16 protein-coding genes are annotated in these 23,654 nt (G+C 72.0%); 1 reads left to right on the forward strand and 15 read right to left on the reverse strand.

What is annotated here, in order from left to right; genetic code table 11:
* Window positions 1-224: 224 nt before the first annotated feature.
* The 10 genes from ACZ5NJ_RS07865 to ACZ5NJ_RS07910 form a co-directional block, all read right to left on the reverse strand.
* Window positions 225-2,573, reverse strand: coding sequence for a hypothetical protein (locus ACZ5NJ_RS07865; RefSeq protein WP_468763810.1), 2,349 nt, complete (start codon window positions 2,571-2,573; stop codon window positions 225-227).
* A gap of 2 nt (window positions 2,574-2,575) precedes the next feature.
* On the reverse strand, window positions 2,576-2,992 hold the full coding sequence (locus ACZ5NJ_RS07870; RefSeq protein ID WP_468763811.1) for a hypothetical protein: 417 nt from the start codon (window positions 2,990-2,992) through the stop codon (window positions 2,576-2,578).
* Between the two features lie 31 nt (window positions 2,993-3,023).
* A complete protein-coding gene (mycP, locus tag ACZ5NJ_RS07875) occupies window positions 3,024-4,205 on the reverse strand; it encodes a type VII secretion-associated serine protease mycosin (RefSeq protein WP_468763812.1) in 1,182 nt (393 codons plus the stop codon).
* A 1,444-nt stretch (window positions 4,206-5,649) separates the two neighbouring features.
* Window positions 5,650-6,162, reverse strand: coding sequence for a hypothetical protein (locus ACZ5NJ_RS07880; protein ID WP_468763813.1), 513 nt, complete (start codon window positions 6,160-6,162; stop codon window positions 5,650-5,652).
* A 79-nt stretch (window positions 6,163-6,241) separates the two neighbouring features.
* Window positions 6,242-8,554, reverse strand: a complete 2,313-nt coding sequence (locus ACZ5NJ_RS07885) for a xanthine dehydrogenase family protein molybdopterin-binding subunit (protein WP_468763888.1) — start codon at window positions 8,552-8,554, stop codon at window positions 6,242-6,244.
* A gap of 50 nt (window positions 8,555-8,604) precedes the next feature.
* A complete protein-coding gene (locus ACZ5NJ_RS07890) occupies window positions 8,605-11,196 on the reverse strand; it encodes a (2Fe-2S)-binding protein (RefSeq protein ID WP_468763814.1) in 2,592 nt (863 codons plus the stop codon).
* Window positions 11,193-12,119: an FAD binding domain-containing protein gene (locus ACZ5NJ_RS07895; RefSeq protein WP_468763815.1), complete on the reverse strand. Its 927-nt coding sequence runs from the start codon at window positions 12,117-12,119 to the stop codon at window positions 11,193-11,195. The genes ACZ5NJ_RS07890 and ACZ5NJ_RS07895 overlap by 4 nt, the downstream gene beginning before the upstream one ends.
* Window positions 12,120-12,583: 464 nt before the next feature.
* Window positions 12,584-14,215, reverse strand: coding sequence for a beta-N-acetylhexosaminidase (locus tag ACZ5NJ_RS07900; protein ID WP_468763816.1), 1,632 nt, complete (start codon window positions 14,213-14,215; stop codon window positions 12,584-12,586).
* Window positions 14,216-14,373: 158 nt separating this feature from the next.
* The gene (locus ACZ5NJ_RS07905) at window positions 14,374-14,658 is read right to left on the reverse strand and encodes a DUF3039 domain-containing protein (RefSeq protein WP_468763817.1); all 285 of its coding nucleotides are present in this window, start codon (window positions 14,656-14,658) and stop codon (window positions 14,374-14,376) included.
* A gap of 29 nt (window positions 14,659-14,687) precedes the next feature.
* Entirely contained in the window at window positions 14,688-15,248 is a 561-nt protein-coding gene (locus tag ACZ5NJ_RS07910) for a YqgE/AlgH family protein (protein WP_045947037.1), read from the reverse strand.
* 263 nt (window positions 15,249-15,511) lie between these two features.
* Here ACZ5NJ_RS07910 and murA point away from each other — a divergent pair, with 263 nt between their 5' ends.
* Window positions 15,512-16,849: a UDP-N-acetylglucosamine 1-carboxyvinyltransferase gene (murA, locus tag ACZ5NJ_RS07915; protein WP_468763818.1), complete on the forward strand. Its 1,338-nt coding sequence runs from the start codon at window positions 15,512-15,514 to the stop codon at window positions 16,847-16,849.
* A 226-nt stretch (window positions 16,850-17,075) separates the two neighbouring features.
* On the opposite strand, the gene ACZ5NJ_RS07920 is transcribed toward murA, so the two are convergent.
* The 5 genes from ACZ5NJ_RS07920 to ACZ5NJ_RS07940 all read right to left on the reverse strand — a co-directional run bounded on the left by ACZ5NJ_RS07920 (window position 17,076) and on the right by ACZ5NJ_RS07940 (window position 23,653).
* The gene (locus tag ACZ5NJ_RS07920; protein WP_007264399.1) at window positions 17,076-17,357 is read right to left on the reverse strand and encodes an HU family DNA-binding protein; all 282 of its coding nucleotides are present in this window, start codon (window positions 17,355-17,357) and stop codon (window positions 17,076-17,078) included.
* Between the two features lie 308 nt (window positions 17,358-17,665).
* Complete coding sequence (locus ACZ5NJ_RS07925) at window positions 17,666-19,102, reverse strand: NAD-dependent malic enzyme (RefSeq protein WP_468763819.1); 1,437 nt, start codon at window positions 19,100-19,102, stop codon at window positions 17,666-17,668.
* Window positions 19,103-19,513: 411 nt separating this feature from the next.
* On the reverse strand, window positions 19,514-21,820 hold the full coding sequence (locus ACZ5NJ_RS07930) for a HelD family protein (RefSeq protein ID WP_468763820.1): 2,307 nt from the start codon (window positions 21,818-21,820) through the stop codon (window positions 19,514-19,516).
* Window positions 21,821-22,756: 936 nt separating this feature from the next.
* Complete coding sequence (gene cyaB / locus ACZ5NJ_RS07935; RefSeq protein ID WP_468763821.1) at window positions 22,757-23,329, reverse strand: class IV adenylate cyclase; 573 nt, start codon at window positions 23,327-23,329, stop codon at window positions 22,757-22,759.
* Between the two features lie 9 nt (window positions 23,330-23,338).
* Window positions 23,339-23,653, reverse strand: a complete 315-nt coding sequence (locus ACZ5NJ_RS07940; protein ID WP_468763822.1) for a 4a-hydroxytetrahydrobiopterin dehydratase — start codon at window positions 23,651-23,653, stop codon at window positions 23,339-23,341.
* Window position 23,654: the final 1 nt, after the last annotated feature.

Genomic DNA, 23,654 nt, shown 5'->3' on the forward strand with positions numbered 1-23,654 from the left:
CGGGTTCCATTTTTCGTTCCGGAGCTGGAACTCCGTTGATTCGAGGACCCGCTCCAGCGCCTTCCCGCCGTCTCCGGAAAACAGGCCGACGCAGGCCTGATCAGCCGAGACCTTCTTCACGGTCGGCATGGGGGCCCGTTGCTCCGACGCCTCACCAGAGCATCCCACCACCGCAACGGCGAAGAGGACCAGGCCCCCTAGTGGGGACCTCGGCCTTCTGCCATTCACTTGACACCCTTGGTCTGAGACTCGTGGCCTTGCTGGCGGCTGATGGAGTTGCCCTGCTCGTAGCCGATGCGCATCGACTCGACGAAGTCGTTTCCGAAGTCACTGTTGGGATCGACATCATGACGCTCCATGAACGCCCTCATGGGCGCCTCGGCGCTGTACTCCCCAGCCTGGAACATCGCCTTGTTGGCGTCATGCGTCTCGCCGTCGATCTTGTCCTTGTGCTCCTCCTTGACCTCGTCAGACCATTCCCCGATAACTTGCCCCGCTGCCTGTTCTACGAGACCCGTACCGGTATCCACTGCCAGGGGGACGACGACGGCTGCCACACCTGCGGCCGCTGCCGTGGCGGGCAGGAAGGCAACTCCTGCCGCGATGGCAGCCGTGGTGCCGAACCCGATCCACGAGGAACTCTGTTCATGCGCCTTCTCATACGCCTCGTGCTTCTTCTCGGCGACTCCCGTGACCTGGCTCGCCCGGGATTCGTCGAGGATGCCCTGCACCTCGGCGCTGGTACGGATCGTCGCCCGCGCCCGGCCCTCGTCGATCGCACCATCATGCACCCCCTGGCTCTCCAGGACGCTAGCCGAATAGACGCGCTCGGCGGTCGACACCGTAGCGTAGGCATCAGGGTGCTGTCCCAGGGCGGCCAGGAGGTCACGGGCACCACTGCGTTCGAAGTTCGCGTGCGCCTGTCCATCTCCTGCCGGAGGGGCAAAGACGCTGCGCTGCCCTTCCTTACTCAGTGCTTGGTTGACGTCGTCGATATAGCCGGCGGTCATGTTTCCAAGGCTGTCCGCGAGGACCTCGTGCTGCTTGAGCAGTCCGGCATCACCGCCGTATTTCAGCGCTACAGCCTCCATGACGTGCGCCCCGGCCACGCTCCGGTGGAGCTCGGGCTTGGGATCGTCCCAGGCATGGCCAAGAGTGGCCGCTTCCAAGGCGTGCCCCAATGCATCGGGCATGTAGTTGGCGACCTTGCTCAAGTCGTCAGGGTTCATGCCCTCCATGTCGACGGTGGAGCGGTACTTCTCGTTGGCGAAGAAGTCGAGGTAGCTCTCGAATGGCTTCCCCTTCCCGTCCGTACCCAAGTCCGCGCGCCCGGACTTCTCAGTGCCGTCCTGGTTATAGGCGTGAGAGTGGTTCTCGGGGTCGAAGAACCGGGCCGACGCCTCCGGGCTGTGGCCCAGCGCCTCCAGGAAGCTGACCACCGGGTCGTAGCCCGCTCCGTTGAGCCCGGAGGGGTTCAGCATGTTCTTGCCGTAGCCGTTGAGCTGGCGGGTTCCGGTGAAGAAGTCCGGGTTCTTGGCGTGGATCTGCGTCGCGTGCTCCGCGATCGGGACCAGGAACTTCGGGTCGTAGTTCCCGTAGCGCATGATGCCGCCAAGCAGCTGGTAACCGTACGGCGGGTTCTGGTCGTAGCGGGCGACGGGGATCTGCTGGGTGCCCAGCTTCCGGAGCTCGGCCGCGTAACTGTCGGGCAGGTGGGGTTCGGTGGTGGATCGGGTGGCGGTGGCCAGGTTGAAGCCGAGGTTCCGCTGGAGCTCCTGGACGTCCTTCAGGCGCTGCTCGTCGAGCTTGCCGTACTCGAAGGTGTCGGTCGACATGGCGCCGAAGAACTGGAGCGCGCCCTTGGGGCCGAGGTTCCCGTAGAAGGCGGTGGAGAACTCGGGGACCTTGGCATTGTCGGCCAGCAGTTCGTTGAGTTCCGTCAGCTCGGCGTGCGAGAGGCTACGGCCCTTCCTGGCGAGGTCGGTCGCGCGGCCGGCCTGTTCGGCGGTGAGGCCGGAGTACTTCGGGGCGCTGAAGTTGTGGTCCTCGGCGAGGTTGGCGTTGAGGAGGCGGGCGAGGGACTGGTCGACGTCGTCGCAGGAGTCGATGGCGGCGTCGACCTTCGCCTGCCACAGGGGCCGGTTGACGCGGAGGGACTCCTGGTAGTCCGGATCGTGCCGGGCCGCGTCGCGGTCCGCCTCGGTGGTCAGCGGCAGCGGCTCGACCTTGCCCCTGGCGTCCACCCGGAAGCCGGCGGCGGGGGCCTCTTCCTCGGCGATCTTCCGCAGCCGCTCGCGGGAGGAGGTGAAGGCGTCGTGACCCTGGGTGAGCGCGTGATGGATGCCCTTGGCTTCCTTGGCCGCGTCCTGGAACTCCTTGGCCGTCTTGTCGACGAACGGCCGCGCCACGCCCGCGGTGACCCCGCTCCATTCGGCCTGGTCGGACTTGGCCTTCATGCCGTTGCGGGCGGCCTCGGCCAGCTCCTCCAGCTTGGCTGCCAGCGCCTGCCAGTCGCGGACGGCGGTGGCGAGCGGGCCGATGGGGGCGTTCAGGACGTTCTCGTAGGTCAGCACGGCTACGAGAGGTACTGGTCGATCTTGGACGCCGTGAACTCGGCGTAGAGCCGCTGCTCTTCCTTGGCGTGGGAGGAGAGGGAATAGTCGAGGCCGTTGGAGATCTGGGCGCAGGCGGCGACGAGGGTCTTGACCTGGCTCTCCCAGCGGCTGTTCGCCTTGGCGAGGGCGGCCCCGCTGGCGAAGCCTTCCCGCGCGAGGGCGGAAGCGGCTTCGGCGGAGGCGGTGGCGGCGTGGCGGCCGTCGGTCTGGAGGCGGGAGTGGAGCTTGTACGCCTCGCTGCCGACGGCACCGATGTGGTCCTGGTTGAGGGCGAGGTCGGCGGTGGAGCCGGGTGCGGCTCCGGCGTGGTCTAGCCGCAGGGCCGCGTTGGCGGCGGCGGTGGCGCGCGCCGTGGCCCATTCCTCGTCGAAGGACATCCGGTGCGCTCCACTCCCGTGCGGGTTCAGGTCAGCGGTGGGCCGCCCTGCGTACGACGACCGCCGTGACGGCACCACCGATGAGGACGCAGGCCCCGAGCCCGAGGGCGATCCAGGTCCAGCTGCTGCCGTCGCCCTTGTCTACCGCAGCGGAGGCCTGCGGCGCCTGCGACGGTGTGATCTTTCCCCCGGTCGAGGGAACGGGCGTGTCCTTGGCTGCCGCCGCGGCGAGATCGGGGAGGGGGTACACGTCCGGCGGTCCGGGATCACCGGGGGTGGGCAGCGCGACGCGGGGGCGGACGACGCCGTAGCCGATGTAGTCGTTCCGCTCGACGCCGTCCACGGGCTTGCCGGCGGTGTTGAGGAGGACCCGGAGGACCTGGTTGTTGGTCCAGGTGGGGTGGGCGGACCAGAGGAGGGCGGCGGAGGCGGAGGCTAGGGCTGTGGCGTCGCTGGTGCCGTGGCTCTTGCACAGCTCTGATTTGCCTGCGCACGCAGTCACAATGTCGATGCCGGGGGCAGACAGGTCGACTTGCGGCCCGTGCTGAGACTCCTTTGTGGCACCACCGTCGGGCCCCACGGCCCCGACGCCTACAACGCCAGGAGTGGCGCCTGGATATTCAACCCAGTTGGTCGTGTTGCCATCGTTCCCCACCGCAGCGAAGATCAACTTCCCTTTGGAAAGCGCATATCTCACGGCCTCGGCACGTAGCCGGTCATCATTTACCGAGCCGTCTACACCGAGGGAAATGTTGATAATCTTGGCATTCGAATCCGCGGCATACCGAATGGCAGAGGCCCAGATCGGAGTCGAAGGACTTAGGTCCAGCGGCACCCGGATAGGAAGAATTTTCGCCCCAGGTGCCAGCCCGTAAGCTCCGTCACCGCTCGGATGTTTACCCGAGCCTGCGATCACTGCAGCGATGCCCGTGCCGTGCTTGTTGTAGTCGTTGCGCTCGTCTCCCTCATAGCCCGCTTGGCCAGCCGCAAAATCCTTGCCCCGAAGAACCTGGCCTTCAAGTTCCGGGACCCGCCCAACGCCACCATCGATCACCGCGACAGTTACGCCTTCACCGGTGCTGGCCTTCCAGATTTCATCCGCTTTCATGGCATCGAGATGCCACTGCTGCTCTCGGATGGTCTGCGCATGGGCTGGCGTCGCGGCGACCCCAGCCAACAACAGACCCACCAGGGCCGAGGTCGCCTTTCGCATGCGCATCTCTTGCTTATCCGTTCAGCTCAGTCGATCACCGGCGGGACAACGCGACGGTTGCCCTGCCAGGTCTCTTCGTCTTCCGAAAGGTAGTCGGGCCGATCTCCACCATTTCCTTGGCTCCGCTTGCCCGGACTCGGAACACCGGGTCCAGCGTGGCCCGTTGCTCCAACTCCAGGCGCATTGCGCACGAGACCAGATCCCCCTTGGGTGAATGGCTGGCTGGCTGACTGTCGACCGCCGACAACGCCACCGCGCTCCATCGCGAGCCGACGACCTGCGGTCGGACCACCAGGGGTGCCGTGCGCTCCGCCGAGACCGCCACCCATCGCGCCGGGGACGGGTCGGCCGCCGGCATGCGGGCCTTCTGCACCGATGACGGTGCCGCGTGGGATGCCAGCACTGGTCCCCCCACTGGAAATTGGCCGACCGCTGACAATCCCGGCGTCGCGCGGGGGCGGAACGGGTACTCCACCAGCCCTGCCACCGATGCCAACCGGCAGCGGGCCTCCTCCCAGTTTGGGGGCTCCTCCGACCGGCGGAAGTGTCACACGCGGGACAGGGCCATTGGGAGAAGTCCACCCCCCAGGTACAACAGGCCCAGGTCCAACCGGCGCGGGTCCAGCGGGCAGGTTTGGCGCTGGCGTCAGACCCCTGTCTGGCAACGTCGCAACGTGGTCGAGGTCGACGTCCACGGTGTGGTCTGGCGTGACCGGCGGCAAAACCTGAGCTGGCCCAGTCACCGGAGGCAAGGAACCGCCAGACCCTGACGGGCTACCAGAACTTCTGGCGGCCGCACCCGAGGGATCGACTTCTTGGGGAGCTGAGGAGGTATAGGCGCTCCCGCCTGCACCAGAGCCACCGCCAGAACCGCCACTCGGGCGCTCCAAGTAGGTTTGCTCGCCACGCCCTGGGTCAAACTCCGGCGGTGGCGGCGGAAACGTCGGGGGCTCCGCTCGGCCCAGTTGGGTCGCCGAGGCGTCGTAGGACTGGGCCAGCTTTGTCAGTTGCTGGACCGCTTGTTCGTGGTCGGCCGTCAGTTTGGCGTGGGCCGTCTGGCCGATCTGCTGTGCGTCCGGGTCGTTGTGGTACGTGCGGGCCGCCTGCAGGTTGTCGGCAGCCGCCTTGTCGTACTTGGGGGTGTTGGCCTTGACCTCGACCATCGTCTGAGCGGCATGCGTCATCCACTGGCTGCCCACATCGCTGTACTTGCCTAGCGTCAGCGTGGCGTTGCCCGCGCTATTCACCCACTCCTGGAACGCGTGGGCCGCCTCGCCCTCCCAGCCCTTGACCTGGTGGCGTTTCAGGCTGTCGCCGATCTCGTTGAGCGCCTTCGCCGCGTCCGCCAGCTGCGTGGCGCGCGTCTTGACCGTCTCCGGGTCGAGAGAGGCGATCATTGCGAGCAGCTGCTCGTGCGAATAGCCCTCGAAGTCCGTCGTCGCCATCAGATCGTGCCCTTCGACGTGCTCGGAGTCGGGGTGGGGGAGCTCTGGTGTTTCTGGGATTCTTTCTGCTGCTGGACGAGGGGGTCGCGGTCCTTGACGTACTCCTCCTTCGAGCGCTGGATGAGGGCCCGCATCCGCGCCCGCGTCTCCTCATCCACGCCGCCGTATTCCTTGCCCGTCATCTGGATGGCAATGCCGAGCGCCTCGATCTGCCCTGCTAGCCCCTTAGACAGCTTCTGAAGCTCGCTGTGGACTGTGTCGTACGCCTTGAACAGAGCCTCCGCCTCCGCGAAGCCCGTACCGAAGGTGCCGGCGGGGAGGGTGCCGTGGGCGAGTTTGCCGGCGTCCGCCTCCGAGCCGTCCAACTTCTTCAGCAGCGCGTCGACCCGATTCTTGTAGTCGGTCATCGACTCGTACTCGACCTCAAGCGCCTGCGCCTGGCGCATCACCGCGTCCGCCAGGCCTCCGGCTACGCCGATGCCCAGCAGCCCCGGAGCATTGTCCGTTGCCACGTTGTCCTCCCCCGCACTCCCCGTACCGCGTCTCCCCTCACTCTAACGACCGGCACCGACGGCAAGGTGGGGCAGGCCGCTACGAGTTGGGCGCCGCCACCGCCGCCGATGGCCGGATCGGGATCCTGTTCACGGGCCTGCCCGTCGCCGCGCGCACCGCCGACGCCACCGCCGCCGGGGTCGTGACCACCGGGACCGCACTCGCCGCCTTCGCCCCGAAGGGGGCCACGACGTCCCGTTCCTCCACCAGCCGGACGATCCGCACCGCCGGGGCGTCCAGGGACGTCGGCAGGGCGTAGCCCGTCAGGTCGGGGTGGCGGACCAGGCCGGCGACCGAGCGGAGGTTCTCCGTCAGCGCCGCGCCGACGCCCTGCGTGACGCCCGCTTCGATACGGGCCTCCAGCTGCCGGGGGTTGAGGACCCGGCCGACGTCCTGCGCGACGGCCAGCTCCACCACCCGGACCGTGCCGAGTTCGATGTCCACGTCGACCACCGCGCGGATCGCGCAGAAGGCCAGGCCCACGAAGGCGTCGCCCTGGCCGTGGTCGTCGAGCGGCTCCGTCGGGTGCGGGCGGCACTGGGCCGTCGCCCAGAGCTCCTTGCCCTCTATGGCCTCCGCCACCGAGAGGGAGAAGGCGCCGTCGTACGACGTGATCCGGCCGTCCTGGATCTGCAGCAGTTCGGTGGACATGCCGAGCTTGTGGGCCATCGGCTGGAGGAGCTGCGTGCGGACCATCTTCGCGGCCCGCTCGACGGCCCCGCCCGAGACCCACGTGTGGCGGCCGTGGGCGGAGGGGCCCGCGGGCGGCTGGTCGGTGTCGACGGGGGCGCAGGTCACCTCGTCGATGCCGAGGACCTCCTGGACGATCTGGCGGGCGAGCGTGGCGAAGCCCTGGCCGGTGTCGACGGCCGCGCAGATGACGGTGGCGGTGCCGCCGACCACCTTCACGGTGGCGGTGGACACCTCGTCGGCGCCCTCCGCGCCGAGCATGTGGACCATGCCCACGCCGTAGCCGACGCCGCGCCGCACCGCGCCGGGCTCGCCGGCGCCCTCGGGGCCGCCGGGCAGCAGCCAGTCCTCCTCCGGGGTGTCCTTGGGGAGGGAGGGGAGGGGGAAGTCGCGTACCGAGCGGAGGAGTTCCGCCACGGGGGCCGGGCAGGTCACCGTCTGGCCCGTGGGGAGGAGGTCGCCGGTGGCGAGGGCGTTGCGCAGGCGCAGCTCCGCGCCGTCGATGCCGAGGGCGGCCGCGAGTTTGTCCATCTGGCCCTCGTAGGCCGCGCAGACCTGCATGGCGCCCTCGCCGCGCACGTGGCCGGAGGGCGGGTTGTTCGTGCGGACCGCCCAGCCCTCCACGAAGGCGTGCGGGACGACGTACGGGCCGCACGCGAACGCCACCGCCGCCGCGAGGGACTCGGCGGAGGCGTCGGCGTAGGCGCCGGCGTCCATCAGGATCTGCGCCTCGACCTTGACCAGTCGGCCCTCGGCGTCCGCGTGGTGGCGGTAGCGCAGCAGGGTCGGGTGGCGGTGGGCGTGGCCGAGGAAGGACTCCTCGCGGGTGGCGGCCAGTTTGACCGGGCAGCCGGTGCGCAGGGCGAGGAGGCCGAGCGGGAGCTGGAAGGCGGGGTCCTCGCGGTCGGCGGTGGCGCCGGGGACGCCGGTGACGACGACGCGGACGCGGTCCGGGTCGAGGCCGAAGCAGGCGGCGGCGAGGTCGCGGTCGGTGTGCGGGTCGGTGGAGGCGGTGTAGATCTCGACTCCGCCGTCGGGGCGGGGCACGGCGAGGCCGGCCTCGGCGCCGATGGGGGCCGGGTCCTGGCGGCCGATGCGGTAGAGGCCCTCGACGACCACCTCGCCGGTGGCCTCGGGGTCGCCGTAGCGCAGCGGGATGTGCCGGATCAGGTTGCCGTCCGGGTGGAGCGGGGCGGCGCCGAACGACTGCTCGGGGTCGGTCACGGCGTCGAGGAGCTCGTACTCGACGGCGATGGCGGCGGCGGCGAGACGGGCCGTGTCGGGGTGGTCGGCGGCCACGGCGGCGATGGGCTCGCCGTGGTGGCGCACGACGTCGTGGGCGAAGACCGGCCGGTCGGCGATGCGGCGGCCGTGGGTGGTGGCGCCGGGGACGTCGGCGTGGGTGATGACGGCGCGCACGCCCGGCATCTCGGCGGCGGCCGAGGTGTCGATGGAGCGGATGCGGGCGTGGGCGTGCGGGGAGCGCAGCACGGCAGCCCACAGCAGGCCCTCGGCCCACAGGTCGGCGGCGTAGGGGAAGGTGCCCTCGGCCTTGGCACGGGTGTCCGCCGGGGGGACGGAGGCCCCGATGCCGCGCGCGGGGCGCTGCTGGTCGCCGCCGCCGTCACCGTCGCCGTCGGCGCCGCCGTTCAGCGTCGCCATGGTCATGGTGGTGGTCGTGGTGGTCGTCGCCGTGGCCGCGTCCTGCCCGCTCACGCCATGCCTCCGTTGTGGTGGATCCCGTCGAAGCCGATGCCGTTGCCGATGCCGTTGCCGTTGGTGTCGTGCGGGCCGCCGTGGGTGCCGTCGAAGGCGTGCGGGCCGGGGGCCGCGGGGCCCGGGATGCCGTTCGGGCCGGTCGCGTCGAGGGCGCCGAACGCGTCGAAGCCGCCCGCGGCGCCGGCCGCGTCGAAGCCGTTGCCGCCCAAGGTGCCGTTCGGGCCCGGCGCCGCCGCGTCGAAAGCGCCCGACGCGTCGAAGCCGTTGCCGCCGAGGGTGCCGTTCGGGCCGGGGGGCGTCGCGTCGAAGCCGTGTCCGGTGAAGGGGGTGTCGAAGCCGTGGACGCCACCCTCGCCCGGCTGTGCCTGGTGCGGGATGAGGGGTTCCGCCGGGGACTCGGCCGCCTGCGCGGCCGTCGCCTCGCGCTCCGCGATGACCTCGCGGACCGCCCCGATGACGCCCTTGTAGCCGGAGCAGCGGCAGAGGTTGCCGCACAGCGCCTGCCGGGTCTCCAGGTCGCTGGGGGCGTGGTTGCCCTCCAGCAGGTCATGGATGGTCATGGCCATGCCGGGCACGCAGAAACCGCACTGCACCCCGCCCGACCTGCACAACGCCTGCTGCACGTCCGAGAGTTCCCCGCCCTGGGCGAGTCCCTCCACCGTGCGGACCTCGGAGCCGGCCGCCGTCGCCGCCGGGACCAGGCAGGAGGCGACGAGGCGCCCGTCGACCTGGACCGCGCAGGCCCCGCACTCGCCCTGCGAGCAGCCGTCCTTGGCGCCGGCCAGGCCGAGCCGCTCGCGCAGCACGTAGAGCAGGGACTCGCCGATCCAGGCGCCGGTGACGGGCCGGTCGGCGCCGTTGACACGCAGGACGTACGAAGCGGACGGGTGCTCGTGATGCGCGACGGCGGGGTGCCGTTCCTCCTCGTACGACGCCTCCCCGAGCGGGAACTCCCCGGTGTCGTGCCCGGCCGGGGCCGGCACGGCGCTGTCGGCGGTGTCCTCACCCGGCGCGGGCGCGGCCTCCGCTTCGGCGGGGGCGCCGGCCCCCTCCCCGAAGCCGTGCCCGTGCGTCCCGCCCGGTACCGGGGCGGGGGCGGACCCCTCCCCCGGAACGGCGTCGGCGTCGGCGCCCTCGGCCTCCGCCGGGCGCGGCCGCTCGTCCCCGGCCGGGGGCTGCGCCGTGCCGTGGCCGTGGGATGCCTCGATGTCCGGGGCAGCCTCCAGCACCGACTCGGGCTCCGGCCCGGCCTGGGGGTAGCCCTCGGGCAGCGGGGTCCCGACACCGGGACCGCCCAGCACCCTCGGCCCGCGCCCCGGCGCCCCGGCTCCCGCCGCGTGCGCACCCGGGGCACCGTCGCCCGGCAGCACCCCGGAGCTCAGCGGCGCCCCGGCCCCGGCCGCCACGGCCTCCGCACCCGGCCCACCCGGCCCGCCCGACCCCGCGGCCACCGCCCAGGGCGCCTGGGCCCCGCCGGGCAGCGTCGCCGGGGCGCCGCCCCAGCCGCCGTCCGGCCCGCCGACCCGGAACTCCCCGGTCCCGCCGGGCACCTCACCACCGTGCCCGGCACCACCGTGCCCGGCACCGGCACCACCGCCGTCACCCGAGCCGAGCCCGAGCCCGTCGGAGCCGCCAACACCCGCCGCACCACCGGCACCATCAGCACCCGCACCGGCACCCGCACCCACACCGCCGCCCGTGAGGTCGGCCGGCAGCGTCCAGTGCCCGGTGGCCGAAGCCTCCTCGTCCCGGTGCAGCGCGTCCGGGAACTGCCATTCGGCCGTCGCCCCCGAATCCGTATCCGTCCCGGCGTGCGGGTCGGCGTAGGGCTGCACGTGCCGCTGCTCCGCGAACCCGACGGGCTCCGCGCGCTCCACGAACTCCGCGGGCTGCGCGAACTGCACGGACTCCGCGTGCCCCGCGAATTCCCCGGGCCCCGCGAACTCGCCAGGTCCCGCGAACTCGCCAGGCCCCGCGAACTCCCCGTGTCCCGCGAATTGCCCGTGCCCCGCGAAGTCCCCGGGCCCCGCGTGCTGCGCGGCCCCGTGGGCGCCCGCGTGGGAGGCCAGGTGGGAGCCGGGCTGCGCCCCCGCGTGGGCGGTGCCCGGCTGGGCGCCGCCGCGGAACTCCGCGGGCGCCTCCGGCTCGGCGGGCGCGAAAGCGGCCGCCACCGACGCCGGAAGCGGGATGGACGCCGGGATCGGTCCGCGGGCCGGAGCGGCCGCGTCCGCGGCGGGGCCCTGGCCGGGCGCGCCGCCCACCTCGGGCCACTGGACCGGCATCGCCCAGGTCCCGGTGGCGCTGGGGTCCGTACTGCCGGACGAACCCAGCGGCATGATCATCGGGGGCGGCACGAAGCCGTGTCCGGGCGCCGCCAGGGGCTCCCCGGTGTCGAGGGCGTCCAGCATGTCCTGCGGCAGCTGGACGAAGGCGGTGGCGTCGGAGTCGTAGTCGCCCCCCTGGGGCACCGGCTCCCAGCCCCAGCCGGCCCCCGCGCCGCCGCCGTCGCCCATGTTCCCCGCGTTCCCCGTGTTCGTGTTCCCCGTGTCCCCGGTCGTTCCGCTCACGTTCTCGTTCTCACTCATGAGGTCAGCGCCCTCCCCAGGGCCCTGCGCGCCAGCACGGCGACGGTCCGCCGCAGATGCAGTACTCCGGCGGAGACCTGCTGCCCCTGGTCGGGCACGCACGCCGCCGCGACGTACTCGCCGAAGGCCTCCAGGGCCTCCGGGGCCAGGCTGCGGTCCCCGTCCCAGTCGATCAGCGAGGCCACCCACTGCTCGGCCTCCAGCGGGCGCAGCGGCATCGGGGCCACCGCGCCGATCGCGCACCGCACACCGCGGCGCGCGGGATCCAGCACGAGCCCCACGGACGCCACCGCGCGTCCCGGCCCCGTACGCCCCGTGGCCTTCAGGAACACCTGGGGGGCGTGCAGCAGTGGCACCCGCACGAACCCGATCAGTTCGCCCGGACGCAGCATCTCGCGCCCGGCGAGCAGGTGGGAGACGGGGATCTCGCGCTGCGAGCCGCCGGGGCCGACGATGACCAGCACCGCCTCCAGGGCCGCCAGCACGGGCAGCGCGTCACCGGTCGGGGCGCCGGTGGCGATGTTGCCGCCGAGGGTTCCGGCGTTGCGGATCTGCGGCGGGCCGGCCGCACGCGCGGCCGCGGCCAGGGCCGGGATCAGAGCGGCGAAATCCGGCCGCCCCATCCGGGCGTGCGTCAGGCCCGCACCGAGCAGCGCGTGCCCGTCCTGGTACTGCCAGCCGCGGATCTCGCTGATCCGCCCGAGGCCCACCAGTGCGGCGGGCCGCAGCAGTCCGGCGTTGACGGCGGCCATGAGGTCGGTGCCGCCGGCCACCGGGACGGCCGCGGGCATGGCGGCGAGCGCCGCGACGGCCTCGTCGAGCGAGGCCGGCAGCATCACGGACTGCGCCGCCTGCCCCGGCGACGCGTGCGGGGTGTGCGGCCCCTGAGCCGAATGCGGTGTGTGCGGTGCGTGCGTGGTCAACCCAGCTGCCCCTTCCCGATGTCCCGGTCCTGGCGCTCACGCCTGTCCGCCGTACGGTACGTGCTCACCGCCGGGACGTGGCAACTCTGGCACATCTTCGGGACCACCCGGCGCGAGGGTCTCCCGGGCACCGCCGCCCCGTCCCGCCCGGGGGCCGGGGGAGGGCCCGCCCGGACACCTCCCGTGCGCCGGCCCGTCACGCTCCCGTCACCCCGGTCGAGCCCTGCCCGAACCCTGCCCGGACCCCGGCCGAACCGCCGCCGGGCCCCGTCACTCCCCCGGCCGGAACCCCCGGCTCCCGCCCTCCCGACCCGGCCCGTCCCGCTCTCACCCGAGACCGACCCGAACGTCCGTTTTCCCCCGGATCCGCCTTGTTCGAGCGACAGTTCCAAAGGTTCCCGAAGAGTTCCGCTTCCGGCCGACGACGGCACCCCCGGGCCCGTACGGGTCCCCGCGCCCCCGGGTCACACGATCGGGGGCGCGCCCTCGATCGGACGGCCCCGCACCCCCGGCCGCCGCTGCCACGGCAGCGGTCCGCCCGGTGGCCGATACTCGACCCCGAGGGCGTCCAGCCGCGCCCGGTGCGCCTCGGCCCGCGCCGCGAACCCGTCCCAGTCCCGGGATTCCGGTTCCGGCAGCGGCGACCACACCACCTCGGCGAAGGCCGCCAGCCGGGGGAACACCTGGTAGTCGACCCGGCCCTGGTGCTCCATCACCTCGGTCCACACGTTGGCCTGCGCGCCCAGCACGCGCGCGGCGGCCTCCGGCGACAGCTTCGGCGGCACCGGCTCGAACCGGTAGACGTCCTCCAGGGACCGTACGTACCCGATGGGCATCGGCTCGTCGGGGCCGCCCGCCTGACGGTGGTCCAGGTACACCTGCTGCTCGGGGCACATCACCACGTCGTGGCCGGCCTCGGCGGCGGCGATCCCGCCCGCGTAGCCGCGCCAGGAGGAGACGGCCGCGCCGTCCGCGAGGCCGCCCTCCAGGATCTCGTCCCAGCCGATGAGCCGGCGGCCCCGGTCGGCGAGCCAGCGGTCGAAGTGCCGGATGAACCAGGACTGGAGGCCGTCCTCCCCGTCCACGCCCAGCTCCCGGATGCGCGCCTGCGCCGTCGCCGAGGCCCGCCACTGGGCCTTGGGGCATTCGTCGCCGCCGACGTGCACGAACGGCGAGACCTCGGGCGGGAACAGCTCCAGCAGCTCCTCGAAGACCCCTTCGTAGAACCGCAGGACCTCCTCGGTGGGCGCGAGCACGTTCTCGCTGATGCCCCAGTCGTCCCACACCCCGAGGGCGGCGGTGTCGACGACGTCCGCGTTGCCCAGCCAGGGGTAGGCGGCGATGGCGGCCTGGGAGTGCCCGGGCAGGTCGATCTCGGGGACGATGCGCACGTGCCGTTCCGCCGCGTACGCGACGATCTCGCGGATGTCGTCGCGGGTGTAGAAGCCGCCGTGCGGGGTCTCGTTCCACAGCGGGGACGCCCGGTGCCCCCACCGGCTGCGCGGCCGCCAGGAGCCGGTCTCCGTGAGGCGCGGGTGGCGCTGGATCTCGATGCGCCAGCCCTGGTCGTCCGTCAGGTGCAAGTGCAGCACGTTGAGCTTGTGCGCGGTCAGCAGGTCGATGTAGCGCAGCACCCCGTCCTTGGGCATGAAGTGCCGGGCCACGTCCAGCAGCAGCCCGCGCCAGCCGAAGCGCGGGCCGTCGGCGATCCGGACGTAGGGCAGGTCCCAGGTCCGCCCGGGCCGCAGCGGGGCCCGGCGGTGGGCGTCGGGGCCGAGCAGCTGACGCAGCGTCTGGGCGGCCCAGAACAGCCCGGCCGGGTCCGCGCCGGTCAGCTCGACGCCGTCGGCGCCGACCTCCAGCCGGTACGCCTCGGGCTCCAGTCCCTCCGGGTCCACCCGCAGCCGTACGTCGCCCCGCGCGCCGGCCCCGGGCGGGGGCAGCGCCCATCCGGTGGCGCCGCCGACCTCCCGGCGCAGCCAGCGCGCGACCCCGTGGCAGCCCGGGCCGGTGTCGAGCACGGGTTCGGGGCCGAAGACGTGGCGGCGCCCCTCCTCGTCGGGAACGGCCACCCGGGGTACGGGGATCAGGTCCATGCGTCAGCCCCTCACAGCACACCATGCGTGGCGCCGACCCTAACGCCGCCGGGGGGCCCGGAAAAGGGCCCGGCGGTGAAAGGTCCAGACAAATGAGAAGGCCCCCGGGGCGCACCGAGGTGCGCGCCCGGGGGCCTTCCCGGCGGGAGCCGGACCGGTTACTTGTCCTTGCCGCCCTTGTCCTTGTCGCCGCCCGCGCCCATGGAGTCGTAGATCTCCTTGCACATGGGGCAGACCGGGTACTTCTTCGGGTCGCGGCCCGGCACCCACACCTTGCCGCAGAGCGCGACGACGGGGGTCCCGTCGAGGGCGCTCGCCATGATCTTGTCCTTCTGGACGTAGTGGGCGAAGCGCTCGTGGTCGCCGTCGCCGTGGGACACCACCGGCGTCGGCTCTACGAGGGTCCCCGTACCAGTGCCGCGCTCGGGCTCAAGAGTGCTCATGAAATCCAGGGTACTGAACCCCGCCGGGGTCAGTTGAGCGACGGGTCGTCCAGATAGGTGGCGACCATCGCGAGCTCGCTGCGCTGGCGGCGCAGCACCGCCCGCCAGAGCCGTTCGGGGTCGGGGAAGGAGACGTCGCCTGGCTCGGAGTCCACGACGTACCAGGCGCCGTCGCCCAGCTCGTCCTCCAGCTGGCCGGGCCCCCAGCCGGAGTAGCCGGCGAAGATGCGCAGGCCCCCGAGGGCGGCGGCGAGCAGTTCCGGCGGGGCCTCCAGGTCGACGAGGCCGATGGCCCCGTGCACGCGGCGCCAGCCGAGGGGGCCCTCCTCGCCCGGGATGACCGCGACCCCCAGGGCCGAGTCGAGGGCGACGGGCCCGCCCTGGAACACCACGCCGGGGTCGCCGGCCAGCGGGGCCCACGGGAGCAGGATGTCGCGGACGTCCACGGGGGTGGGCCGGTTGAGGACCACGCCGAGGGAGCCCTGCTCGTCGTGGTCGAGCAGCAGCACCACCGCGCGGTCGAAGTTCGGGTCCGCGAGGGCGGGGGTGGCCACGAGCAGCCGCCCTGTGAGGGAGGACACCTCGGTCATGGGCACATGATCTCGCACATTCGCCCTCCGGGGGGAGCGGGCGGCGGGATCGGATCGCGCGCAGCTCAGGGCGCACGGCTGCAGACGGGAGCGCGCGACGCCCCGCACGCCCGGAACGCAACACTCCGCTACCTGGCGGACACCGTACGTGGTGTGCCTGATTCATGACAGTCATACGGCCCCGTCACCCATACAAACAAGGGGGTGGTGGCCCTTACCCTTACCACTGGTCCCCTGCCCATCCACTCCGGAACGCGAGATCCATGACCGGCAACGATGTCCTGCTTGTCCACGGCGGAACCCCGCTCGAGGGCGAGATCCGTGTCCGCGGTGCGAAGAACCTCGTGCCGAAGGCCATGGTGGCCGCCCTGCTCGGCAGTGAGCCGAGCCGGCTGCGCAATGTTCCCGACATCCGTGACGTGCGGGTCGTGCGCGGTCTGCTCCAGCTGCACGGTGTGACCGTGCGCCCCGGCGAGGAGCCGGGCGAGCTGATCCTCGACCCCACCCACGTCGAGAGCGCGAACGTCGCCGACATCGACGCGCACGCGGGCTCCTCCCGCATCCCGATCCTCTTCTGCGGTCCGCTGCTGCACCGTCTCGGCCATGCCTTCATCCCGGGCCTGGGCGGCTGCGACATCGGTGGCCGGCCGATCGACTTCCACTTCGACGTGCTCCGCCAGTTCGGCGCGACCATCGAGAAGCGCGAGGGCGGCCAGTACCTGGAGGCCCCGCAGCGCCTTCGCGGATGCAAGATCCGCCTGCCCTACCCGTCGGTCGGCTCGACCGAGCAGGTCCTGCTGACGGCCGTCCTGGCCGAGGGCGTGACCGAGCTCAGCAACGCCGCCGTCGAGCCGGAGATCGAGGACCTCATCTGCGTGCTGCAGAAGATGGGCGCGATCATCTCCATGGACACCGACCGGACCATCCGGATCACCGGTGTCGACCGTCTGAGCGGCTACAACCACCAGGCGCTGCCGGACCGCCTGGAGGCGGCGTCCTGGGCCTCCGCGGCCCTGGCGACCGGCGGCAACATCTACGTCCGCGGGGCGCAGCAGCGCTCGATGATGACCTTCCTGAACACCTTCCGGAAGGTCGGCGGCGCCTTCGAGATCGACGACGAGGGCATCCGCTTCTGGCACCCGGGCGGCCCGCTCAAGGCGATCGCGCTGGAGACGGACGTCCACCCCGGCTTCCAGACCGACTGGCAGCAGCCGCTGGTCGTGGCCCTGACGCAGGCCTCGGGCCTGTCGATCGTCCACGAGACGGTGTACGAGTCCCGCCTCGGCTTCACCTCGGCGCTGAACCAGATGGGTGCCCACATCCAGCTGTACCGCGAGTGCCTGGGCGGCAGCGCCTGCCGCTTCGGCCAGCGCAACTTCCTGCACTCGGCGGTCGTCTCCGGCCCCACCAAGCTGCAGGGCGCCGACCTGGTCATCCCCGACCTGCGCGGCGGGTTCTCGTACCTGATCGCGGCGCTGGCGGCCGAGGGCACCTCGCGCGTCCACGGCATCGACCTGATCAACCGCGGCTACGAGAACTTCATGGAGAAGCTCGTCGAGCTCGGCGCGAAGGTCGAGCTCCCCAACGGCGACCTGGTCTGACGACCGCGCCGGGACCGCGCCTGACGGTCGTCCGGTCGAGCCGGAGCACCGTCGTCCGGATCTCCCCCCTCCCGGGGCCCGCAAGGCCCCTGGGAGGGCCTGGGAGGCCCGGTAAAGGCCTGAGGGCGGCCACCCCCGCGGGGGTGGCCGCCCTCGGCCGTTCTACGTACTACTGCGTACCACTGCCGTCCCGAGGGCCTGTGCGGCCCTCGGCACAAGGGCGGTACTACTTGCCCTTGGCGGCTTCCTTGAGCTTGGAGCCCGCGGAGACCTTCACGCTGTAGCCGGCCGGGATCTGGATGGGGTCGCCGGTCTGCGGGTTGCGCGCGGTGCGAGCGGCACGGTGGGTGCGCTCGAAGGTCAGGAAGCCGGGGATGGTGACCTTCTCGTCGCCCTTGGCGACGATCTCGCCGACGGTCTCGGCGAGCGCGGCCAGAACGGCGTCGGCGTCCTTGCGGGTCACCTCGGCGCGCTCGGACAGAGCGGCCACCAGCTCACTGCGGTTCATGTTGTACTCCCGTGTTCAACTTGCCTTAGAGGCGTGAGATCGAAGCCGATGCTGCCAGGGCCCTAGGACAGTCCCCGGACCCGGGTCTGAACGTCAGACCCTCTCGCCCGGTTACGCATCCTGCCCCCACCAGCGGCGGGAAAGCCAATCCGGCACCCGCCAGGGTCACACGAAAAGCGCCACAGTCACGCCGCGGTGACGCTCCGTCGCATTCGAGGCTCCGACGCTGATGCGGACCGCGCGCTGCGCGGGCATCCCCGCAACCCTAGAGGCGCCCCGGGGGGCCCGCATCCCGCGACGCGCCGGTATCAGGCCGTGGGCCCCGTCACAGCGCCCTTCTCGGCACCGGCCTGCGCCGCCTTGCGGACGGCGCCGGCGACGGCGCCCGCGACCTTGTCGTTGAAGACGGACGGGATGATGTAGTTCGCGTTCAGCTCGTCGCGGCCGACGACGTCGGCGAGGGCGGTGGCGGCGGCCAGCATCATGTCGGTGTTCACGGTCCGGGACTGGGCGTCCAGGAGGCCGCGGAAGACACCCGGGAAGACCAGCACGTTGTTGATCTGGTTCGGGAAGTCCGAGCGGCCGGTGGCCACGACGGCGGCGGTCTGGCGCGCGACGGCGGGGTCGACCTCCGGGTCCGGGTTCGCGAGCGCGAACACGATGGCGCCCTCGGCCATGGCGGCGACGTCCTCGCCGGAGAGCACGTTCGGGGCGGAGACGCCGATGAAGACGTCGGCGCCGACCACGGCCTCCTTGAGGGTGCCGGTGTAGCCCTCGGGGTTGGTGTTGTCGGCGATCCAGCGCAGCGGGGAGTCCGGCGCGGCGTCGACCAGGTCGGGGCGGCCCGCGTGCACGACGCCGTGGATGTCGGCGCTGACGGCGTTCTTCACACCGGCGGCGAGGAGCAGCTTGAGGATGGCCGTACCGGCGGCGCCGGCGCCCGACATGACGACCTTGACGTCCTCAACTGCCTTGCCCACGACGCGCAGTGCGTTGGTGAGGGCGGCGAGGACGACGATGGCGGTGCCGTGCTGGTCGTCGTGGAAGACGGGGATGTCGAGGGCCTCGCGCAGCCGGGCCTCGATCTCGAAGCAGCGCGGTGCGGAGATGTCCTCCAGGTTGATGCCGGCGAAGCCGGGGGCGATCGCCTTGACGATGGCCACGATCTCGTCGGAGTCCTGGGTGTCGAGGCAGATCGGCCACGCGTCGATGCCCGCGAAGCGCTTGAAGAGGGCCGCCTTGCCCTCCATGACGGGCAGCGCGGCCATCGGGCCGATGTTGCCGAGGCCGAGGACGGCGGAGCCGTCGGTCACGACTGCGACGGAGTTGCGCTTGATGGTCAGGCGGCGCGCGTCCTCGGGGTTCTCGGCGATGGCCGTGCACACGCGGGCGACGCCCGGGGTGTAGATCATCGAGAGGTCGTCGCGGTTGCGGATGGGGTGCTTGGACGACATCTCGATCTTGCCGCCGAGGTGCATCAGGAAGGTTCGGTCGGAGACCTTCCCGAGGCTGACGCCCTCGATGCCGCGCAGCTTCTCGACGATCTCGTCGGCGTGGGCGGTGGAGGTGGCGGCGATGGTGACGTCGATGCGGAGCTTCTCGTGGCCGGAGGCGGTCACGTCGAGGCCCGTGACCGAGCCTCCGGAAGACTCCACGGCGGTGGTGAGCTGGGAGACCGCGGTTCCGCTCGCGGGCACTTCCAGGCGGACCGTCATCGAATACGAGACGCTGGGCGCCGTTGCCATGGCCGTGTTCCTCTTCTGTCCCTGGTTCTTCTGTACGCACAGGGCCCCGTCACACGGCAGGTGTGGCAGGACCTGTTGTCCGATCGTCCCACCTACCAGCCGGTACGAGGTAACCAGCTACAAATTTCGGAAGAACTCTTCCACCATACGAGAGAACTCGGGGTGTTGGAATGGTGGGTCCACACAAAACAGGTCCGCGCCCCCACAGGTGGAGGCGCGGACCTGGTGTTCCGTCCAGGACGGACGGGATGACTAAGACACCGACCCGCCATGCTCGCCTCGCGGCAAGTGGTCGCTCTGAGCGACGAAGGTTGGGCCCGGGGGCTTGGATCGAGCCGGTGTCGTAACCAGGCTAACAAAGGATCGCCGGAAGCGGTCCCCCCTCCCGCGAGTTGGACGCCGCCGTCACGCTCATGGCCGCAGCAGCTCCGGCACCCCGGCCCCGTCCGGCCGGTCGGCCTGCGCCGACACCACCGTCAGCTGCTGCGTCGCCCGCGTCAGCGCCACGTACAGCACCCGCAGGCCCGCCGGGGACTCCGCCGCGATCTCCGCCGGGGAGACCACCACGGTGGCGTCGTACTCCAGGCCCTTGGCCTCCAGGCTGCCCAGCGCCACCGCCCGCTCGCCCAGGTCGGCGAGCCAGCCCGCCGCCTCGGCCCGCCGGTCCATGGCCACGACCACGCCGACCGTGCCGTCCACCTGGCCCAGCAGCCGCCGCGTCTCCTCCCGCACCGCCGCCCCCAGGTCCTCTCCGGCGGTCGTGAAGCGCGGCTCCAGGCCCGTCGAGCGCACCGCCGTCGGCGGCTCCATCCCCGGCATCGCCAGCTCCAGCACCCGCGAGGCCACCTCGGCGACCTCGGCCGGGTTGCGGTAGTTCACCGTCAGCGTGAACCGCCGGCGCGGCCGGGAGCCCAGCGCCTCGTCCCGGGCCGCGGCCGCCTCCTCCGGGTCCGTCCAGGAGGACTGCGCCGGGTCCCCGACCACCGTCCAGGTGCCCGTACGGCCCCGCCGGCCCACCATCCGCCACTGCATCGGCGTCAGGTCCTGCGCCTCGTCCACGATCACGTGCGCGTACTCGGTGCGCTCCGCCGCGATCCGCTCCGCCCGCTCCCAGGTGGTCTCCTCCCGGGTCGGCATCAGCTCCTCCAGCCCGCTGAGCTGGTCCAACGGGTCCATCTCCCGCTTGCGCCGGGGCCGCGCGGGCGCGCCCACCAGCTGCTGGAGCTCGTCCAGCAGCGCCACGTCGTGCACCGAGAGGGGACCCGAGCCGTCCGGCCCGACCCGGCGCAGCGAACGCGCCAGCTGCCGGGTCTCGCGCGGGTTCAGGTCCCGGCGCGACCAGCGGCCCAGGCGCCGCTCGTCGGCCATCGCGGCCAGCACCCGGCGCGGGGTGAGCTCCGGCCACCAGGCGTTCAGGAAGCCGAGGAAGTCGTCCTCGGTGGAGATGTCCTCGTCGAAGGCGCCGCGCAGCTCGGCCGCCAGCTCCGGGTCGCTGTGCCGGCCGTTCGCGCCGGTCTTGGCGTACAGGGCGTCGAGGAGGAGCTTGCGGGCGCGCGGGCGCAGCAGGTTCACGGGGGCGGTGCCGCCGAGGACGTTCTGCCGGATCCGGTTCAGCTCCGGCGCCTCCAGCTCGACCCGGCGGCCGAAGGCCACCACGCGCAGCCGCTCGGGGGCGTCGCCCAGCTCCAGGGCGCCGCGCACCGCCTTGCGGAGCACCTTCAGCATCCGGGAGGAGCCCTTGATCCGGGCCACGGCCGGGTCGTCGTACGTGGTCGCCTCGGCGCCGTCGACGAGGGAGCCGAGCGCCCGGATCGCGACCTGGCCCTCCTCGCCGAGCGAGGGCAGCACGCCCTCGGTGTAGGCGACGAGCAGCGGCGTCGGCGAGACGATCAGGATGCCGCCCGAGTAGCGGCGGCGGTCCTGGTAGAGGAGGTAGGCGGCCCGGTGCAGGGCGACGGCCGTCTTGCCGGTGCCCGGCCCGCCCGCGACCTCCGCCACGGAGGCGGCGGGGGCGCGGATGACCAGGTCCTGCTCGGCCTGGATGGACGAGACGATGTCCCGCATGGTGTGCGTACGGGCCCGCCCGAGGGCGGCCATCAGCGCGCCGTCGCCGATGGCGGGCAGCTCCCGGCCGTCGAGGGTGGCGGTGATCTCGGGACGCATCAGGTCGTCCTCGACGCCGAGCACCTTGCGGCCCTTGGAACGGATCACCCGGCGCCGGATGACCCGGCCGGGGTCCTTCGGGGTCGACCGGTAGAACGGAGCAGCGGCCGGGGCCCGCCAGTCGATGACGAGCGGCGCGTAGTCGCTGTCGAGGACGCCGATCCGCCCGATGTGCAGGGTCTCGGCGATGTCGGCGGTGAGGTCGGGCCGGATCGCGTCGTCGGCGGGCTGGACGGAGGTGTACGCCCCGTCGGGGCCGCGCTCCCCGTCCTTGCCCAGCACGAGGTCGATCCGCCCGAAGAGGAAGTCCTCGAACTCGTTGTTCAGCCGGTTCAGGTGGATCCCTGCCCGGAAGACCTGCGCGTCCCGCTCGGCGAGCGCACCGGGCGTGCCGACCTGGCCGCGCTTGGCGGCGTCGTTCATGAGGAACTCGGCCTCGTGGATCTTCTCCTCAAGGCGTCGGTACACCTGATCGAGATGCGTCTGCTCGACCGCGATCTCCCGATCGCGGACGGAATCCGCCGTGCTGTCGACAGCGGCATTCTGCGCGGCCACCAAGGCCCCCTTCTGACGTGCATGGGCGACCGTCAACCGTACGCGAACCAGCCCCCCTCCGCACGCCCGGTCCCCACGACGGCCCCCGGCGGATGCCGTTTCGTACGAGGTCACGGCCGGACGGGACCTTCACCCCCGCGAGCGACGGGCGCCGGCCGGTGGCTGCCCGCCCGCCGGCCGGGGTCCCGCCCGGGCGGTGGCGGCACAGTGCGGCGGGCCGCTGGGGGCGCGGCGGGGGCCGGGCGGTGGCTGCCCACCCGCCTCCCCGGGTGCGGGGCGGTGGGTGGGGGGGCGGCCTGCCGCCGGGCGGGAACAGGAAGGCGAACCGGGACGAGGGAGGGCCGGGACCTCAGCGAGCGGTCTCAGAGCAGGGTTGGGGCTTTCCCGTCAGTCCCACTGTCCTTCCGGTTCGGGCCGCCCTGTCAAGGGCGCTCCTTCGTCGCGTCGCTACGCGATCGCCTACGGCGACCCTTGACAGAACAGCCCGCCCCGGAAAGACAAGGACTGCCGGGAAACCCCCAAAAGGACGGCACGGTCGTACCTGAGACATCCGGCGGGATCAGCGCTGCGCCGGGGTGGTCGGGGGCCGCCAGACCGGGCATCCGGGCCGATGCGGCGGTGGCCGGGGCCTCCCTCCGCACCAGATCGCTACGCGCTCCTCCCGTCTCAGCGTCTACCAGCCGCCTGGGGTCGCTACCCGCAGGAAAGGACGACGGGATCGTCCCCCGGGACCGGCGGGCGCCCCAGATCGCTACGCGCTCCTCGAATTCCGGCGTCCGGCGGCCGCCCGGGGCTGATACCCGCACGGAATGACGAACGGAGCGGCATCCGGGGCCGGTGGGCGCGTCAGATCGCTACGCGCTGCCGGAGTCCCGGCGTCAGGCGACCGTCTTGGGTCAGCCTGTGAGTACGTTGGCGTCCGCGAGGCGCTGGCTCCTATGCCTCGTTCTGTTCGCTCAGGCGTTGGGCCTTGACCGACGTGGTGTACAGCTCGTTGGTGAGGTCGTCCGGGCCGATGCCCAGTTCAGCGAAGACGGACCTGATGTCGTCGAGGGCTGCGGACACGTCCTTCTCCTCCACCTGGGTCTCCAGCTCCAGGAAGGTGCCTTCCAGTTCGGGTACGCGGACCAGGGTGGCCAGCATCTGGCGGCCTCGGGCCTGGAAGGTGTAGTTCCTGCACCTCTTCTCGAACGCGATGGTCGGCACGTAACCAAGGCCGCGCAGGGTCGCGTGGACGGCCTCGGCGTCTTCGACCCGGGTCTCGTGTTCAGGCTTGGAGCCGGATCCCTCGTCGACCCGGGCCCCCTTGTAGGTCAGGACGGTGCGGGTGTCGCCGGAACCGTGCACGGTCCGGACGCGCAGCTCCTCGTCCCGCACTTCGAGCGTTGCGTCGACGGTGTCGTAGTAGGTGTCCCGATATACCTCGACCCGGCCCTCGGCCCGTTCATCCAGCCGTCGCATCGTCTCTTGCGGCGCGTGGACGCGTGCCTTCAGCTCCGCTTCGATCATCTGGTCTGGTCAGTCAAGTGGGAGGGCTTGGTGGGCGGCGACGATGGCGTCGATGCGGTGTGCGAGGTCGAAGTCGGCGGCGGTGAGGCGGTGGCCTGCGTCGTGGGTGGTGACGGTGGCCCGCAGGTGGTCGATCCGCAGGTCCAGGTCCGCGTGGTGCTGGATGCGTCGGGACCGGTCGGCGATGGTGACGATGGCCGCCACGGCGGCGTGATAGCGGATCTCGTAGGTGCGGGTGATCTCGTCGCCCTTGCGTTCCCAGCCGGGCAGGTTGGTCAGGTTCTCGGCGATCTCCTGGTCGGACAACACCCTCGGTACGCCCATG

The organism is Streptomyces sp. NPDC032091 (genome assembly GCF_055580265.1).